The following is a 16,305-nucleotide window of genomic DNA, read 5'->3' as shown; positions in this document are numbered from 1 at the left end:
AAAACATCTAGGAGGAATCTACTAAATGATAATGAAGAAATTGTCCGTAGCACTTCTATCAACTTGCTTAATGCTATCCGTTGCTTCTGCGGCTTCTGAAAATGGATACATTCATTAATCTTAACATTCATCACTATAACCACTGCCAGTTGTACTGACTCAAACTCGCAGGAAAAAGACTGATCATTTTTTACAAAACTGAAACTATGAATATTTTGACCCTCCAAAGGAGCATTCTAAAATAAAAAAAACAGGTGAATTCATGAAAACTAGCAGCAAAATTATGATGACTACCCTCTCTCTCTTGTTATGCTTCACGAACTCCGCACTAGGTAGCCCGAGCAAGAACCGCGACTACTACGAAAAAAGAGGAGACATGATTTGGGAAGTACATACTAACCAAAAAGTGATTGCATTAACGTTTGATGATGGTCCTGACCCTTCTGAAACCGATCAAATATTAAAGGTATTGAGTCAATATCATGCGAAATGCACCTTCTTTGCCATAGGAAAAAGAATTGCAGCGTATCCAGATGTGGCGAAACGAGTCATTTCCGAAGGACATGAATTAGCTAACCATACCTACAATCACGTCTATTTTAGAAAACCTATTAATAAAGCCCAGTTTGAGCGGGAGCTTAATTTAACCGAAGAAGAAATCATAAAGGTTTCTGGAAAGCATAGTGCTTTGTTCAGACCCCCGGGTGGCATGTATGACGAGACACTAGTTGATACTTCAAACAATATGGGCCTAAAGCCTATTTTATGGTCCTGGCATCAAGATACACGTGACTGGAATCGCCCTGGCGTGCAGAGTATCGCGAACAAGGTTATTCGAAATGCACATAATGGTGATATCGTCCTGTTTCATGATCATGTGCATGGACAATCTCAAACCAGAGAAGCGCTCAAAATTATTTTGCCGGAATTAGAAAAGCAAGGTTTTCGATTTGTCACCGTTTCAGAATTAATCAAATTATCCAATACACAGCAGGCAGGTAAAGCACAATAGCCTAATTGCACAGGACTTCAAAATAAGGTAGTCTTGTCCTATTATGAAGTTCTGGAGGCTTTTGTCATGTCTGATAACATATCCTATACGACTGAGGAAATTGCCCGTTTACTGAAGATCTCGAAATTAAAAGTATATGATCTGATTAAAAAAGGGGAGCTTCCCTCCTACCGTGTAGGAAAACAGATGCGTGTGGATCAATCCGATTTAGAAGCCTACAAACAGAATGCTCGAAGCGGCATGACCCTATCGACATCGCCGCTGACTTTTACTGGAGCAAATCTAACACAAGTTGCCACACATTCTGGCCAATTTAATAGTAAAGCTACAGGACACAGCCTCGTGATTACGGGTCAGGATATGTCACTCGATATTCTAGCCACCTATTTGGAGCGTTGCCTGCCCACTGAGCGCCCTCTTCGTTCTTACGCTGGCAGTCTAGATAGTCTGATTGCCATGTATCAGGGCGAATCGGACATCGTCAGTACGCATCTGCTCGATGGGGATACTGGAGAATATAACCTTCCCTATATTCGTAAAATCCTTGTAGGCTTCTCTTATGTTGTAGTTCGTCTGTTGACCCGAAGTGCAGGATTGTATGTTCAAAAGGGAAATCCTAAAGGTCTTCATGAATGGTCTCATCTGCAACAGGATGGACTTACACTGATTAATAGAGAACGAGGCGCTGGTGCACGTGTGTTATTGGATGAGCAACTCCGATTGCACGGCATTCCTGCCGCAAGCCTATCTGGATATGCGCAGGAGGAGAATAGTCATTTGGCAGTCGCTGGTAAAGTGGCACGAGGAGAAGCCGATGTGGCCATCGGTACCGAGAAGGCTGCTCAGATTGTCGACGGCGTTGATTTCATTCCCTTGATTCAGGAGTGTTATGATCTAGTGATGCTCAAGAAACCGGGAAATGAGCACTGGATCACCACCGTGATTGATATTTTACGCTCGCCAGCCTTTCAAAGTGAGCTTGGATCCATTCACGGATATGATCTCACGGAAACCGGGACGATTATTTACGAAACCTGATAGTCACAGGCTTGCTTCTTATTAAAGAGGTTTTGTTTTAATGGTGCGTTTCTAAAGAAAAAAAACCTAGTCCATCCCAGGTTACTCCTGGATGGGCTAGGTTTTTTTTAAATTTATCAAGATTTCCAATCGACATTCCCACTGAAGTCAGCGGAGCGATCTCACTCGAGCATAATTAAGTACGTCGGTTCACAAACATCAACATCACAGCAGACATAACAATAATGGAGCACACCCACATCCAAGCAAGGGTCATGTTGCCGCCATCCACCGCGACATAGATCGCTGTAGGTACAGTCTGCGTGCGGCCAGGAATATTTCCAGCTACCATGATCGTTGCGCCAAATTCTCCTAAACCGCGGGCAAAACCTAGAACATACCCAGCAGCGAGTGACCGACCTGCAAGGGGCAATGTGACATAACGCAGTACCTGCAGTTCGCTCGCTCCCTGCGCACGCGCCGCATCCTCAAGATCCGCTTCCACGCCTTCAAAGCCCGCCTTCACCGTACGGTAAACGAGAGGAAAAGCTACGACAACCGCGGCGATAACCGCAGCCCCCCATGTAAAAAGGATCGTATGCTCCGTCATTTGTTCATACCATCTGCCAATCCAGCTGCGACGACCTAAGACGACCAATAATACAAATCCGACAACTGTCGGCGGCAATACGAGAGGAAGAAGCATTACAGTCTCAACCAAGCTATAACCAGGAAATTTCCGACCCGCCATAGCCTTGGCCGCGGCCGTTGCAAGAATAAATACAATGATGCTGGTAATTACAGAAATTTTAACGGAAAGCCATACCGGGGCGAAGAAATCAGTCCAATTTATTTCCATCCTTATTCACCCCGCTTCTACTCATGATTTCTTATTTAAGGAAGCAAGAAGCCATAGCTTGCAAAAATATCACTAGCCTCTTTGCTTTGAAGATAATTATAAAATTCTTTAGCTTCCTTCTGATTCTTCGAATCCTTCACGATACCCGCCGGATAATTAATGGCTTTGTGAACATGCGGGCCTACAGTAAGGGCAATCTTCGTCTTTTTTGAAGTCAATGCATCTGTCTTATATACAAAGCCTGCATCGACATTCCCCGTTTCGACGTAAGACAGAACCTGGCGTACATCCTTCGCAAATACAAGTTTGTTTTGCAGCGTATCCCATACCTTCTTCGCAGTTAACGATTGCTGAGCATATTGGCCAGCGGGCACAGATTCAGGCTGCCCTACCGCTACCTTCTTAAAGGATTTATCCGTAAGTTGAGTGATTGTATTTAATGAAGCTTTTGAATTCGAAGGTACGACTAGAACCAACTGATTCTTAAGCAGAACCTTATGGTCAGAGATCAGTCCAGCATCCACTAACGCATTCATCTGTTTATCCCCTGCAGAGAAGAACAGATCAGCCGGAGCACCCTGCTCAATCTGCTTCTGTAATGTGCCAGATGCAGCATAATTAAAGACCAAATCAATATCGGGATGCTTCTTCTCATAGAGAAGCGCCATTTTATCTAAGCTATCTTGCAAGCTGGCTGCAGCGGATACTATAATCTCTGTCTTCTTGGCGGCTGCCTCTACCTCCAACCCTGCGCCCGCAGATAAATTCACAACCAAAAAAATTGCTAATACACCATAGATCCTGACTGACCATTTCTTAAACATTTCCATTCCTCCCATTTTCACATGTATATATGTAGATGCTATTCTAGCATACGTTTTTTCGATTTTCTATAGATTGAGTTGTGTTTGGATATGTTTAGTTATATATTGTTATAATTAGATAGTTAGAAATGAGTATCTTGGACTTACTCGCAAAAAAAGGATGCCACCGGCAACCATTTAAATGGTTGCTCAAGCACCCCATCTTTCGAATTGAACGAAGGTCAAATGAGCGTATCACTATTTATAGTGCGAACTCCATTTTTCCAACTGCTGCCTGATTACTTCACGATAATAGTACGGTTCAATGATTTCCGCTTCCTCTTCGAATCTCTTAATCCAGCGGACAAATCCTATATCTTGTTCCACGGCAACCTTAAAGTGAAAACATCTAGATTGACGATCCACTTTACTTGGCTTAAAAGGCAATTCGTCCTTCTTAATTCCTTCCATTACCCGTTCCGAGAATTTCACTTTGAATTCTACCTGTAAACTATCCCTATCGAGTGACCATTTCTGCTTCATAAAGGCTTGCACATCAAACGCTTCCTTCGAAAAAAAACGATTTAATGGCTTCACATTAGAAAAATCGTTGATATGATATGTACGAATAACACCCTGACGATGACAAAATCCAATGAGATGAAAACGACTTTCCAGCGGGACCAGACAATAAGGATCAATGGTGATCCCTTTCTCTTCTAATGCATTCTCACTATAATTCGCTTGAATACTCTTTTGCTTTAATAAAGCCTCCAGGATCGGAGTAAGAAATGAGTGTTGTTCCATATGCGAACTGCTTCTTTCTGCCCACCCCACCCCTACTTCTCTTCTTGCACGTTCTATTGTTTCTTCTCTCTCCGCCTTACGTTTATATTCAGCTGCGACTACTTTTTCATACGCGCTTTCAAAATCTATGGGTAATGCTGGTTTTATATCTTCCATAATATAGCGTAATTGCGAAAATGCGTTTGCTTCTTCTTCCGACCAATCCAAGGGATAGAGTGCAAAATTCCCAATAAAAGCATAACCTTTTCCATGCCCCAGGTGGGTTATGGGAATATGCATGGCGCTAAGCGCGTCCATATCCCGGTAAATCGTTCTCTCGCTGTTGCCGCAGCGTTCCGCCAATTCGCGGGCTAATATCCCTGGCTTGGCTTGAACAAGTGTAATAATGCGCATCAGTCGGATTAATCGGTCTGTCATATTCAGTTCCCCTTGATTTATGGTTAAATAGACCCATTATTTTATGAAAAAAAGTAAAATTGTGATAGAACTTTTTTACTATGTTACCACATTTTATATTACAATTCTTCTTATAATTTTCCGCCGAATCCGCTGAAAAATCCAATTTATGTATAGGTCTTTTTTCGCTTATGTGCATCCTCGTGCAGTGAGTCCTATATTAAATTCCACCAACGGCTTTACTTCGTTGCTGATGCTCGAACCCGATCTGTTTATACAACATTTCAGCCTCTTTAAGCAGCAAAGGATCTCCAGAGCGTACTGCGAGTAGCAACATCTTATCCGCATGTCGATTGAGCATTTCGTGAGCTTCACTATGCTGGCCTTTACTTCGTAGTGCCTCTGCTGCTTCAACCGTTTCAGCCGTCTTCAACAATTCCAGATGCTTCTCAACATAAAAGCAGCAAGTATCGCTCAGAATGCGCGTATGATGCGCGTACTCCAGCTCAAGTACCTTCACGGGAAGTTCACGAACACGCTCTACGGTTGGTTTTTTATACTTCCACTGTAGGGATAATGCTTCATATTTACCTGCTACAGAACTAGAAGTAGTGAACTCCAATCCTATGAATTTGCGTTGTCCTGTTTTTATTTTTCCAAGCTTAAGCAAGAGTGAATTCCCTTCTCCAGCCTCCATTTCACATCCATAACAGCGCTTAAAAGTTACATGTGGCTCAAGCCAAACTCGTAGCTCAATATCACGTGCAACCACTTTGTGGCTGCTTGGTCGGCTATTTTCTGAAGGCAAATTTCCTTTCCATTCGACAAGTAAAACAACATCCCGATTTCCACCTGCAAAAATACGATCTTGACCCCACGTAAATATAGGAGTAATACTTTCCATCATATTTTCCACCTCTTTCTTTTTTTGGGTCTTCTATTAATGTACCAATAATGGCGGACAACTCCATGTCATGGAATGTATGTTCGGTTCTATATTATCGACAAAAAAAGAGCCATTCTACATACTAAGTAGACTGACTCTCGCAAAAACAGCCCCTTTTGTCTGTTTATGACGAAAATTTTATGTTTTTAACTTTAACGACTCTGAAGTTTAGGCTGCACTCGCTCCCGCTTAAAAAATAGTCCCAGCGCCCATTTGGCGCAAAGCAGAGAAAATATAAAAAATAGGACTGCCCAAAATATGGCCGGCACCGATGTCATCCTTGCCAGGTTACTGGCATCTCCCGCACGAGATGGGGATACAACGGCCGCATATACGAGAAATAAACTTCCCATTACAGACTCTTCCAAGGTCAAAAAAGCTAATAACAAATAATAATATTTGCTGGCCTTTTTCCACACCACCAGCATTAAAACATTCAGCGCAATAAACCCGCCTAACCACATCATTCCGAAGCTTCCCCGCACGTACATTACCAGCATAATCAATGCTACTGTAGTAGCTAAGATAAGTCCCCAATCATGCCGTCCTTTACTGTAGAGATAGAAGAGCAGCAATGCGAATAAGGAAGCCAGCACATACCCGGATAGCGACACCAGTATCGCTCTGCCTCCATCTTGAATGGCTGAATAGGTGACCCCACTATGATTCGCGTATAGTTCAATCCGCAGCACACTGCCAGACAGCAGTAAAGTCACCAGCGCATGACCAAATTCATGAATCATCGTGTCCAAATTCCGAAACAAAGATGAGAATGGAATCAACCTCGTTAAAAAAGCAGATCCGACCAAAAATAACATTGTCTTAAGCCATTTATTCATTCCGCAGCAGCCCCTTTCCGTCCAAAGTATACGATAAATAGTCCCTCTTCTCAATCATGTTGAGCACAGCCAAATCGTTCCTTACAAGGAAGTGTAACCTCACTTCAAACAGGCAAATATTACTGACCCAAGAAGCCCTATTCACGTTTAGCGTACGCTGTCAGAAGCTGTCAAGCTGTGTTAAAATAAAAGAAATACAAGCCTAAATTGGGTGGTGATTATATAGATGAAACAACGTAAATACCGTAAATATCTACAGCTGTTATGTTCGCTCCTGCTTCTGCTGACCCTTTCCATATCTCTTCCGGCCCCAGTAGCACAAGCCAATATATTCAGTGATATCTATAATGGATTCAAAAGCTTCTCTGAGCTTCCAAATGAAGTCAATGAATTGAAAGAAGGATTTCAGCAGACAGCTGAAGAGCTACAACAGGCGAAAGATAAGCTTACGAATACCATGCAGGAAATGGAGGCCTACCGGACACAGAACGAAGCCCTGCAGGAGCAGAATCGCCAACTAACGCAGATGGTTGATGAGTTGCAAAATGACCGGACGGCACGCGAAGAATATTATCATAAAATCAAAGTGACTATTTTTACGGGGATTGGTCTAATTCTGGGGTATTTTATACTCATCCGTATTGTTCGTTTCAGCATGCTTCACCGTTCTAGAAAAGGAGACCGCCTGCGCTAATCTTGAACATTCAGTAAAGATCACATCTACAGCATGAGGGAGATGAAATATGAACATCGATGTCCAAGATGAAAGCGACAGCGGGAGCGGACAAGCCGTAGCCTTCACCCTTGGGGAGAAGGAAGAGGTTCATGTGCTGCACCCACAACAAATTATCGCTTATCAAGGGCCTGCCACTGGACGGGCAGACAGATTTATGGATGTAAAGGGCATCTATCGCAAGCGAAAACTGATTCGTTCGGATATGTCTGGTCCTTGCCATTTTGTCGCCGCCCTTCCACCAGGTTATCGGGTAAAGATTCTGCAGCTTGATGGAAAGAGCGATTTATTGTACGACTTTAAACATCTCTTCTTCTACAGCAAGGGAGTTACGATGGATACACGAGTGCTAAGTATGAAGAATGTGCTCGTTACACGAGATATTGTGAAAGTGAAATTTACGGGTAACGGCATCATTGGTATATTGACTGAAGGTACGGTATGTGAAGCTGAGCTTCATCCTTACAATCCGCTCTATGTGGATGCAGGCAGCATTATTGCCTATCCTGAGAATGCGAAGCTGGAGCTTACCGTTTACGGCAACCATTTAGCTAGCCAGCATATGAGTTATCATTGGAAGATGACGGGCCACGGCCCTGTGTTGTTTCAGGCCGGACGCCAGAATCGCCGATTTGAAAGAGATAATAACGATGATGGAATTATTAAACGATTTCTGCGCGAAGCCGTGCCATTTGGTGGAGTATTTATTAAATAGAATGCTTCAAAAAAAAGTGCGCCATGCGTTAACAATACGCAGGCGCTCTTTGTGTATTCTATCCCTATAAGGATGTTGTCTTAGCCGATAAAGGCATTCAGCATCCAAGCATGTTTCTCAATGCTGCTTCTGATGCCAATCAGCAGATCCGCAGTTGGTTGATCGCTCAATTCTTCAGCAGTAGCAATTGCATCTTGCAGTTCTTTAGCAACAGTCTTAAAGTCTCTCACGAGCTCAAGTACCATACCTTTAGCATCTTCGCCGCCGCGGGCTTCTTGTAAGTCGGACAATTCAAGATATTGCTTCATTGTGGAGGCTGGTTGTCCACCAATAGAAAGCAAACGCTCAGCCAAATCATCTGCATAACCCGCAGCTTCATTGTATAGCTCTTCAAACTTCTCATGAAGTGTGAAGAATTGAGATCCGCTAACATACCAGTGATAATGATGAAGCTTTACCCCGAGCAGGAACCAGTTCGCAGTTTGGCGGTTCAAAGCAGCTTGCAATTCAGTATGGTTCTTTAATTGTGTTGTCATTAATAAAACCTCCTATGGTTCATTTATTATAATTGTATTTAGACTCGTTCTAAATCTATATACAATTTAACACACTCTTTCGTGTTTTGCAACTATTCTGGAGATTATATGTTGTGCCGATTCTAGCACAGCTTATGTTATGAAGCCTATTATGTGTGTCACACTTTGGTAAAAGAGTCTCTTCTCTAGATTAAAGAAACATCCTCCTCCGCGGTCTTTCCTTTCCTGCTGCGGAAGAAAGCCCTCATCTCATCACGCTTACTCTTTGGACTTAGGACATACACAGTATCCCCAGGCTCAATAACAGTACTGCCATGCGGAGTGACAATCTTTTTATTGCGGATAATTGCCGTAAATAAGATATCATCTGGTAGACCTATTTCTGAAATCTTCTGTCCAGCAATCGGCATATAAGGGTTAATTCCAATATGGTTAAACTCCGAGTCTGTCTTGCCAAGAGCAACCAGCTCCATCAGGGAAGGCTGATCTGAATCTTCTTGCCCCACAAGCTTCAATCGGGATGCTAGCGGGGAAATACTAGTTCCCTGAATCACCGCCGAGGTCAGTACGACAAAGAACACAACATTAAAGAATAGTCGTCCGTGAGGCAGATCAGCCAGCAGCGGATAAGTCGCTAACACAATCGGAACGGCTCCACGAAGTCCGGCCCAAGAAATCAAAGTCTTCTCGCGGATCGTAAATTTGGAAAAGTGCAGGCTTATAAATACACCGATTGGTCTAGCTACAACCATCAGAATGACGGATAACAAGATACCTTGCCATGCCACTTCCGCCAGCTCCTGTGGAAATACTAACAAACCAAGCAGTATGAACATAAATATTTGCATCATCCAAGCAAAGCCATGACTAAAATTCATAATGGTACGGTGATACATTAGCTCGGAATTCCCAAGCGTAAGGCCCATAACATAAACAGCCAGCAGCCCGCTGCTATGTACCCATGCTGATAAACCATAGGTCAGAACAGCAAAGCCAATCGCCATTACTGGATAAAGACCTGTAGAATCCAGGTTAATTCGATTGATACAGAAAACTGCGATCTTCCCCAGCACAAAACCCAGTACTAAGCCAATGCCCATCTCCCATATAAAAGACAACAGCAGCCCCCATATCGCCATATCCGGATGCTGTATCCATTCGATTAGCGAGACTGTCAAGAATACCGCCATTGGATCGTTGCTTCCTGATTCTGCTTCTAACGTCGAGGTCAGACGTTTATCAATGTTCTTACCGCCGAGTACCGAGAAGACTGCAGCCGCATCTGTCGATCCAACGATCGCTCCAAACAGAAAGCTTTCTGGCCATGTCACATCAAGGATCAGCTTAGCGAATACCCCTACAATGGCTGTCGTCATGATTACGCCTACCGTTGATAAGGATAATGCTGGCCGAATAACAGGTTTAATATCCTTAATATTCGTCTGCATGCCACCTTCGAATAATATGACAACCAATGCGAAGATCCCGGCCATTTGCGTTAAGGAAGCATTGTTAAAAAAAACAAATTGGCTTAGCACCATCCCCGCAGCAAGAAACAGCACTAAAGCTGGCATTCCAAATTTAGTGGAGAACTTGGTGGAAAATACGCCTACAAGCAGGAGTGCTGCCAGTAATAATATAATATTATCTGCAAGTTGGGACACCGATTATTCACTTCCCTTTCTCTTCTAGCTTTAAAATATAAGAAGCTTCCTTATTTATGTACTTTATTACCCTTTTCGATATCCTTTTGAGACATTGAATAATATAAACAAGATTGGAGATTTCATTCCCCGGGCCTTATACTTTATGTAAATGCTTTCTCCCCATCGTGTGTACATATAGGAGGTTGAATGTTATGCAATTGAGATTAATTAAACCTGCGGAGCTAGATCAAGCGGCTCTGCTTGCAGATTCTGTCTTTCGTGAACCGGGTGCCACTTCAATGAAAGAACTGTTTCCACTTATTTTCCGCCCTGGACTCAGTCATTCCTACGCGGCTATTGCCGATGACGGAACGGTTGCTGCTTTCATGGGGCTCGTACCCTCCACGATCAAGACTGGAGATGCTTTCCTGAATGTATTCTCCATAGGTGCTGTCTGCACCGATCCCGCTTTTCGGGGCCAAGGACTGGCGGGCCAACTTCTACAGCTATGCCAGAGTCACGCTGCCGAGGCCGAGGCATCGCTGATTTTTGTCTCGGGTGATCGTTCGTTATACACCCGAGCAGGGTGCGTACCGTTCGGAGGTACGCAATTTGCCGAGCTGAACGCAAGCTCAGCTCAGGCACTTGCAGCCGCAGCAGGAGAAGAATGGACGCTGCGGCCAATGCAGCCGGGCGACTTCTTCGCCGTCTACCGGCTGCTCAATGAACGCGAAGCCGGACATGTATATAGTCCGGGTGAGCTGGCGCTGCTGCTGGGGACCGAGGCTTACGCGGGTGTGATGGGCTTGGCCCAGCGCACACTCGTAGCCGTTCGGGACGGCAGCATCGAGGGGTTCGCCGCAGTGGCTGTGCCCGCGGCTGCGGACGTACCAGCGCCGAACGCGGCGACGGCGGTGGAATGGGCCGGCCAGCCGAGCGCGGTAGCGGCATTGCTGGCCAAGGCGGCCTTGTGCGGCGGCGTTGGCACGCTGCAAGTGCCTGTGCCGTGGCAGGAGCGCGGCTTGCTCGCGCTCCTGCGGGACGCCGGCGCCAGCTTAAGCGGCGGCGCGAACAGCGGGACGGTCTGCATCGCAGACCGGGAAGCGCTATTGCGGCAGACCGAAGGCTGCCGTAAGGGCCTCGACTTGTCGTCCGTGCAGGACGACAAGGAGCTGATCTCGCTGCTCTTTGATCCAGCGAGCCCGCATTCTGCAGAGGCTTCCGACGCCATTCCCTTGCCGTATATGTCTGGTCTACGTTTCATTTAACGGATTTAAACAAGAATAAACGGAAGCCGTCCTTTTAAGGACGGCTTCCGTTTCTGCGAGAAAGAGAAAGATAATATATGCCGTGGAACATATACATTCTGATCTATGAGGATATCCCAAACTCCCCCACCTTCTGCACTCAGTCTAAGAAATTGTGATGGGGCGTTGGGGAGGGAGTTTTATGGGGAAAAACTCCCTCTATTTAGGATGATTTCCTCACAATTGCCCAGATATGCGGAATTTCTCCCTATAATACGGAGGATTTTCTAAAAAACGGCGATATCCGCTGGAATACAGGGAGAAATTCCCTATATTCCACCTGTTCAACCCTAAAACACAAAATTTATAGGGAAGAATTCCCTATTCCATTATAGATCTATCTCACAGTAATTTAGTATGCGCTATAAACGATTATATAAATTCAAAGGATACCCTTATTCTCTGGAATACACCTGCAGCTCTTGAATGGACCAATAATTCCCGCCGGATCCGGTCTGTAAAATTTTGATATACCTCGTCTTTACTTTAGAAAAGGATATCTTAGTAAGCTCTTTCGTACCTTTTCCAGACGTGAGTTTGTTCCAGTTTTGAGCATCGTCAGAAATATAAACTATATAGTCTCTTGGATAATCAAAAGGTGAAAGCGTGCTGTCCAAATCTATTCTTTCAATTTCATGTGCTTCACCCAGATCAATCTGAAAAAACTCTCCGGAGGCCTGATGTTTCCCCGTATCCCAGCGCGTGCGCCGATCCCCATCGATGGCCAGACTCGGAGCTGAGGCTGCCGTATTCACATTTGAGGATACCTTCCATTTAGTACGATCCAGAGGAACCAGTCCGGTGGCTGTAATCTGAACTTTATCGGACAGTAAATTAGAGCCGGATACCCTTAACGCGTAGGTATATAACGTCCCTTCACGTAAATTATGATCCGTATATTCTGTAAGCTTCACATCGGTGGCTACCACCTTCATTTCCCCGCCGCTACCTTCAGCGCGAAGCAGCTCATAGCTTGCTCCTTGTGCCTCCAACCAATTTAATTTTACAGTTAAACCTTTTGTTGCTGCGGCTTTGAATCCTTTAGGTGCCAACGGCTTTACTTCAGAGGAAGGCTGCAAAATATACTGCACAGCCTCTCCTGGAGCAAGTGTCTCCGTAAAGGTTAACGTGGGAGTAGCCTTTTTGCCTGTTACATAACTTCTTGCTTTTTCATACGTATCCCCGTTTCCAAAACGTTCCCCTTCATACACCCCGTTTTTCGGCATAGTCACATTTACACTCACGGTCTGTGGAGTAGACTCAAAGTTAACGAAATTAACCAGTACCTTATTTGAAGTCGCCCCGCTTCCAGCAAGAGGCTTCAATTTAGAAGTATCCACGGCCCGAACATATACCAGCTTGTCGGCTAACACATCTTTGTTTGCAACTTGGTAAGTTAATGGAGCTCCATGTGTAGCATAGGCAAGACTGAGCCTTCTCATGATGCTGACACGTGAATCCTCATTTTCTTTTGTATAATAAATCTCTGTGGTTGCCGGATCATGCTCTTCTAAATTAAATCCGTATTTGAATAAACTGAAATCCTTAAAAAAAGCAGCATGCTGCACAAACATATCCGCATAACCAATATGTGCACGCATGATCCGGTCGAATACAGCCGCTGTCCGCTCCGTTGCCCCGTATTGATAGGCATCCACATGACTGTCCGAGGTACCAAATTCAGTGGTCAGCATTTTTTTGCCGAGTCCATTGTCTGCGCCAGTGAAGGTCTTCAAATTCTCAGTAAAGCTTCCTCCATTACTAAAAATATAAGAGTCACCGTAGGAGTGTCCATTGGTCAAATCCGTAACCTTCTCCAGCTCCATACGTTGCTCTGGATCACGTTCCCAGCCATCCGGATCTCCACATTCCTTCCCGGTTCCCTTCTGATTACCACAGGAATCTTCACTGTAGCTCGGCCAATACGCCCAGCCTGGAGCAACAGTTTGTAAATGGGGCGCGATTTGCTTACCCTTTTTATTCAACCAGTCCGCAATCGCCAGGTTCACTGCCTTAGAACGATTAAATAACCCTGGCTCATTATCTACCTCATAATATTGAAAATAAGGGCTATATTGTTCAAAATAATCTGTCAGCTTTTTCTCCGCATCAGCAGGCAACGATCCATCTGCCTTAAGCTTAATATCACCAGTATGCAAATACAGAGCAACCGCCTGCATGTTGTAATCCTGCAATACCTTGTAATATTCCAGCATATCTGAGCAGGATCTCCCGACATCACTGGCACAGCTGGTACGCATCACATTGCCGCTATAAGCCATCCCTAGCCATTTGATAACATAAGGCAAGTGCGTAACCGCACCTTCATCAAAGTAAAACTGCTTATTATTCACTACTGTTCCGGTCAGTGTATAGCTGCCATGAATAGGCTCGGAAATTGGAGCGTTAAGAGATTCTAAACGGAGATTATCCCAAGTCCACCAGGAATATTCGTCTTCTTTGTCACTGCAATATAAACAGCGAACCGTTTGCAGCTTCAATTCGTTCGTTCCCAGCTTCAATTGCTCCTTGGGAATGTATAATTCATAGGATTTTTGAAAGCTATATTCACTTTCTGTGCCCGATACGCCCGCAATTTGAATGATCCCTGACAATTGATGATTGGAAAACACACTCATTTGCGGCACGGATTTATAAGCATCCAGAATTCCTACGCTAAATAAGACCCCATTGTCCGGGATCTTATTTAGCTGATAGGTGATCGTTAATTCCGGCTGGGTCTTTCCATTCAAGCCTGCAGGCAAGCTCTGAAGAGCCGATGATTTGAGCGCTGAAGAAGGAACATTAAATACCTTCTTACTGCCAGAAGTGCCACTCGCAGCGAACTCAGCTGCTGAGCCATCATGTTGTCCCAGATTCCAGATCACAGTACCATCCGGTATTCCTGCTGCAACATCACTTCCTGTAGCTAATCTTGGTATATTGGCACCTGCCTTATAATCGTTCGTCTTATTCGTTCCGAAAACAGAGACAGACAACAGAAACAAGACGGTTAATGCGGTGAATTTCAGTAATAACAGTAATGGTTTGTTTGCAGTTATCCTATTTTTTCTATTAGATATTCTCCTCGTTATTCCCATCCATAGGTCCTCTCTTTCTTCCGGAATGTCTAACCCTATCATTTCATTAGATTAAGGAAGGAACAATGCCCCTTGTGGAATCACCTGCTGCTTCTGGCTGGAACTCTCCCACAGCAAGCGAAGATTAGCATCTCCTTCATTCTCATAATATTCAATTTGGATATCATAAAGTGTTCCGGCTGTGAGCGGGATACTTTCTTTATGAAGGGTTGCACTTTGATTTTTCCAATTATCGATGATCAGCTTTCCGTCAATCCAGACACGGACTCCATCATCAGAGGATGCCGAAATCGTATATTTTTCACTGAATTTGGGTTTGAGCTTCCCTTTCCAGCGAACAGAAAAATGATCTTCATCTATCTCCTGTGCAGGTGACCCGCCATGCCAATTAAAATCAATCTTACGATCATCGCGGATAAGTACCGCTTCTCCCTCTAAATCAGTATTGTTATAGTATTCTCCATTCAAACCCGTTGGAGTTACCGGGATTACCGGTGCTATCGAAGGGCCTCCTGTTGTGAGAACGTAATCCTCTCTCGATACTATAAACGAGTCATTCATAAAGCTTTTAATTGACTGTAGCGTATTATTTTCTGTCAGTAATTTTCCCCAGGTCATCATATAGACCCATTTATTTTGTTTCTCAGTTAATACATCCGGGTTCGGCAGCTGTCCGCTCTCCCCGATTCCGATTGGTTTACCTTCGGCCAGTGCGAGCAGATCCTCATAGTAGGACTGCTTATAATCGTTATTGTAGATATCCGCAGCCAGAACATCGAGTTTATCCGCACCGGGATAATATGCAGCATAAGGATCTGCCCATTCATTCGGCGCATTCGGATTCCACACCCACAGTAGATTATTCAGTTGATGTGTATTTACAAAACGATCATAGACAATATTCCAAAGCGCTGAAAAATTGTCCTTTTTCCCCCACCAAAACCAACCGCCGTTCATTTCATGGTAAGGTCGCCATAAGACTGGAACTCCGGCATCACGCAGCTGTCCCAAATAGCCAGCGATCTCGTCTAGATCAGAGATTAGACTCTTATACTGAGCCGTCCCAGGCGTAACATAAGCATTAAACTTCTCTTGACTGAGACTTCTGTTTACATTGGACCATTCCGGAGAAGTCCCCGGCAAACTCTGATGGAATGTCATGGCTACAATGCCACCCTCTTGATACCACTCAATTGCACTGTCTATAACAGCTTGTCGCTGTTCTGCGATCGTCCCTTTGGGTTGATTATTAATTGCCCCCAATTCATAACCATGTAGAACGGCATTTTGTCCCGATGTATTCTTCAGCTTATGAACCAGTTCATCTGGACTTTCTAGATAATCATGCTGGCCAGACAGGATTCCTTTGCCACGTAGATTCACCAAATTACTCAGCAGTTGCTTGGCTTCTTCAGAAGCTGATGGATTGCTTGGTATAGCCGGAGGAAGAGCGGAAGAAACACTCATAGCCTTCGGAAGACTCTTAACCTCTCCCCAAGGCAGCAAGGAAAAAATAATAAACACCGGTAATATAGTAAACAACAATCTGTTTTGCTTATAATATTTACGCAAATAAATCCTCCTTTCG

Annotated in this window: 14 protein-coding genes; 5 read left to right on the top strand and 9 right to left on the bottom strand. The window is 44.4% G+C overall.

The genetic code is table 11. The annotated features are described in order from the left end of the window. The first annotated feature begins 262 nt into the window (after nucleotides 1-262). Both NST34_RS04855 and NST34_RS04850 read left to right on the top strand, forming a co-directional pair. The gene (locus NST34_RS04855; RefSeq protein WP_052404165.1) at nucleotides 263-1,012 is read left to right on the top strand and encodes a polysaccharide deacetylase family protein; all 750 of its coding nucleotides are present in this window, start codon (nucleotides 263-265) and stop codon (nucleotides 1,010-1,012) included. 66 nt (nucleotides 1,013-1,078) lie between these two features. Next, nucleotides 1,079-2,050 carry a helix-turn-helix transcriptional regulator gene (locus NST34_RS04850; protein ID WP_341127283.1) on the top strand — a complete coding sequence of 324 codons (972 nt, stop codon included), beginning with the start codon at nucleotides 1,079-1,081 and terminating at the stop codon, nucleotides 2,048-2,050. Nucleotides 2,051-2,225: 175 nt separating this feature from the next. Here the strand turns inward: NST34_RS04850 and modB are convergent, their stop codons facing one another. From modB to NST34_RS04825, 5 genes are all read right to left on the bottom strand, one after another. After that, a complete protein-coding gene (gene modB / locus NST34_RS04845) occupies nucleotides 2,226-2,888 on the bottom strand; it encodes a molybdate ABC transporter permease subunit (RefSeq protein ID WP_042185211.1) in 663 nt (220 codons plus the stop codon). A 35-nt stretch (nucleotides 2,889-2,923) separates the two neighbouring features. Then, the gene (gene modA, locus NST34_RS04840; protein ID WP_445667652.1) at nucleotides 2,924-3,712 is read right to left on the bottom strand and encodes a molybdate ABC transporter substrate-binding protein; all 789 of its coding nucleotides are present in this window, start codon (nucleotides 3,710-3,712) and stop codon (nucleotides 2,924-2,926) included. A gap of 237 nt (nucleotides 3,713-3,949) precedes the next feature. Continuing rightward, nucleotides 3,950-4,915: a helix-turn-helix transcriptional regulator gene (locus NST34_RS04835; RefSeq protein WP_042185208.1), complete on the bottom strand. Its 966-nt coding sequence runs from the start codon at nucleotides 4,913-4,915 to the stop codon at nucleotides 3,950-3,952. A 199-nt stretch (nucleotides 4,916-5,114) separates the two neighbouring features. Then, the gene (locus tag NST34_RS04830) at nucleotides 5,115-5,801 is read right to left on the bottom strand and encodes a hypothetical protein (protein ID WP_042185207.1); all 687 of its coding nucleotides are present in this window, start codon (nucleotides 5,799-5,801) and stop codon (nucleotides 5,115-5,117) included. A 191-nt stretch (nucleotides 5,802-5,992) separates the two neighbouring features. Continuing rightward, nucleotides 5,993-6,679, bottom strand: coding sequence for a M50 family metallopeptidase (locus NST34_RS04825; protein WP_076283905.1), 687 nt, complete (start codon nucleotides 6,677-6,679; stop codon nucleotides 5,993-5,995). A 226-nt stretch (nucleotides 6,680-6,905) separates the two neighbouring features. Here NST34_RS04825 and NST34_RS04820 point away from each other — a divergent pair, with 226 nt between their 5' ends. Together NST34_RS04820 and NST34_RS04815 are read left to right on the top strand one after the other, a co-directional pair. Further along, nucleotides 6,906-7,373, top strand: a complete 468-nt coding sequence (locus NST34_RS04820; protein ID WP_042185202.1) for a hypothetical protein — start codon at nucleotides 6,906-6,908, stop codon at nucleotides 7,371-7,373. A 49-nt stretch (nucleotides 7,374-7,422) separates the two neighbouring features. Next, entirely contained in the window at nucleotides 7,423-8,127 is a 705-nt protein-coding gene (locus NST34_RS04815) for an AIM24 family protein (RefSeq protein WP_042185200.1), read from the top strand. 80 nt (nucleotides 8,128-8,207) lie between these two features. Here NST34_RS04815 and NST34_RS04810 read toward each other — a convergent pair whose 3' ends face one another. After that, nucleotides 8,208-8,663: a Dps family protein gene (locus NST34_RS04810; protein ID WP_042185198.1), complete on the bottom strand. Its 456-nt coding sequence runs from the start codon at nucleotides 8,661-8,663 to the stop codon at nucleotides 8,208-8,210. A 185-nt stretch (nucleotides 8,664-8,848) separates the two neighbouring features. Beyond that, complete coding sequence (locus NST34_RS04805) at nucleotides 8,849-10,327, bottom strand: potassium/proton antiporter (protein WP_076299144.1); 1,479 nt, start codon at nucleotides 10,325-10,327, stop codon at nucleotides 8,849-8,851. Between the two features lie 194 nt (nucleotides 10,328-10,521). On the opposite strand from NST34_RS04805, the gene NST34_RS04800 reads away from it, so the two are divergent. Continuing rightward, the gene (locus tag NST34_RS04800) at nucleotides 10,522-11,577 is read left to right on the top strand and encodes a GNAT family N-acetyltransferase (RefSeq protein ID WP_341127281.1); all 1,056 of its coding nucleotides are present in this window, start codon (nucleotides 10,522-10,524) and stop codon (nucleotides 11,575-11,577) included. A gap of 434 nt (nucleotides 11,578-12,011) precedes the next feature. On the opposite strand, the gene NST34_RS04795 is transcribed toward NST34_RS04800, so the two are convergent. Both NST34_RS04795 and NST34_RS04790 read right to left on the bottom strand, forming a co-directional pair. Next, nucleotides 12,012-14,717: a discoidin domain-containing protein gene (locus NST34_RS04795; RefSeq protein ID WP_341127280.1), complete on the bottom strand. Its 2,706-nt coding sequence runs from the start codon at nucleotides 14,715-14,717 to the stop codon at nucleotides 12,012-12,014. A gap of 51 nt (nucleotides 14,718-14,768) precedes the next feature. Then, on the bottom strand, nucleotides 14,769-16,289 hold the full coding sequence (locus tag NST34_RS04790; protein WP_341127279.1) for a glycosyl hydrolase: 1,521 nt from the start codon (nucleotides 16,287-16,289) through the stop codon (nucleotides 14,769-14,771). Nucleotides 16,290-16,305: the final 16 nt, after the last annotated feature.

Origin of the sequence: Paenibacillus sp. FSL H7-0714, from assembly GCF_038003765.1 — a bacterium.
GTDB lineage: Bacteria > Bacillota > Bacilli > Paenibacillales > Paenibacillaceae > Paenibacillus_AQ.
The sequence above is the reverse complement of the archived record's forward strand: the minus strand, read 5'-3'. Positions and strand labels throughout refer to the sequence as shown.

What these genes read in the sequence shown, in the direction of transcription:
- NST34_RS04855 (WP_052404165.1), top strand. Translation starts at nt 263, where the DNA reads ATGAAAACTAGCAGCAAAATTATGATGACTACCCTCTCTCTCTTGTTA.
- NST34_RS04850 (WP_341127283.1), top strand. Translation starts at nt 1,079, where the DNA reads ATGTCTGATAACATATCCTATACGACTGAGGAAATTGCCCGTTTACTG.
- modB (WP_042185211.1), bottom strand. Translation starts at nt 2,888, where the DNA reads ATGGAAATAAATTGGACTGATTTCTTCGCCCCGGTATGGCTTTCCGTT.
- modA (WP_445667652.1), bottom strand. Translation starts at nt 3,712, where the DNA reads ATGTTTAAGAAATGGTCAGTCAGGATCTATGGTGTATTAGCAATTTTT.
- NST34_RS04835 (WP_042185208.1), bottom strand. Translation starts at nt 4,915, where the DNA reads ATGACAGACCGATTAATCCGACTGATGCGCATTATTACACTTGTTCAA.
- NST34_RS04830 (WP_042185207.1), bottom strand. Translation starts at nt 5,801, where the DNA reads ATGATGGAAAGTATTACTCCTATATTTACGTGGGGTCAAGATCGTATT.
- NST34_RS04825 (WP_076283905.1), bottom strand. Translation starts at nt 6,679, where the DNA reads ATGAATAAATGGCTTAAGACAATGTTATTTTTGGTCGGATCTGCTTTT.
- NST34_RS04820 (WP_042185202.1), top strand. Translation starts at nt 6,906, where the DNA reads ATGAAACAACGTAAATACCGTAAATATCTACAGCTGTTATGTTCGCTC.
- NST34_RS04815 (WP_042185200.1), top strand. Translation starts at nt 7,423, where the DNA reads ATGAACATCGATGTCCAAGATGAAAGCGACAGCGGGAGCGGACAAGCC.
- NST34_RS04810 (WP_042185198.1), bottom strand. Translation starts at nt 8,663, where the DNA reads ATGACAACACAATTAAAGAACCATACTGAATTGCAAGCTGCTTTGAAC.
- NST34_RS04800 (WP_341127281.1), top strand. Translation starts at nt 10,522, where the DNA reads ATGCAATTGAGATTAATTAAACCTGCGGAGCTAGATCAAGCGGCTCTG.
- NST34_RS04795 (WP_341127280.1), bottom strand. Translation starts at nt 14,717, where the DNA reads ATGGGAATAACGAGGAGAATATCTAATAGAAAAAATAGGATAACTGCA.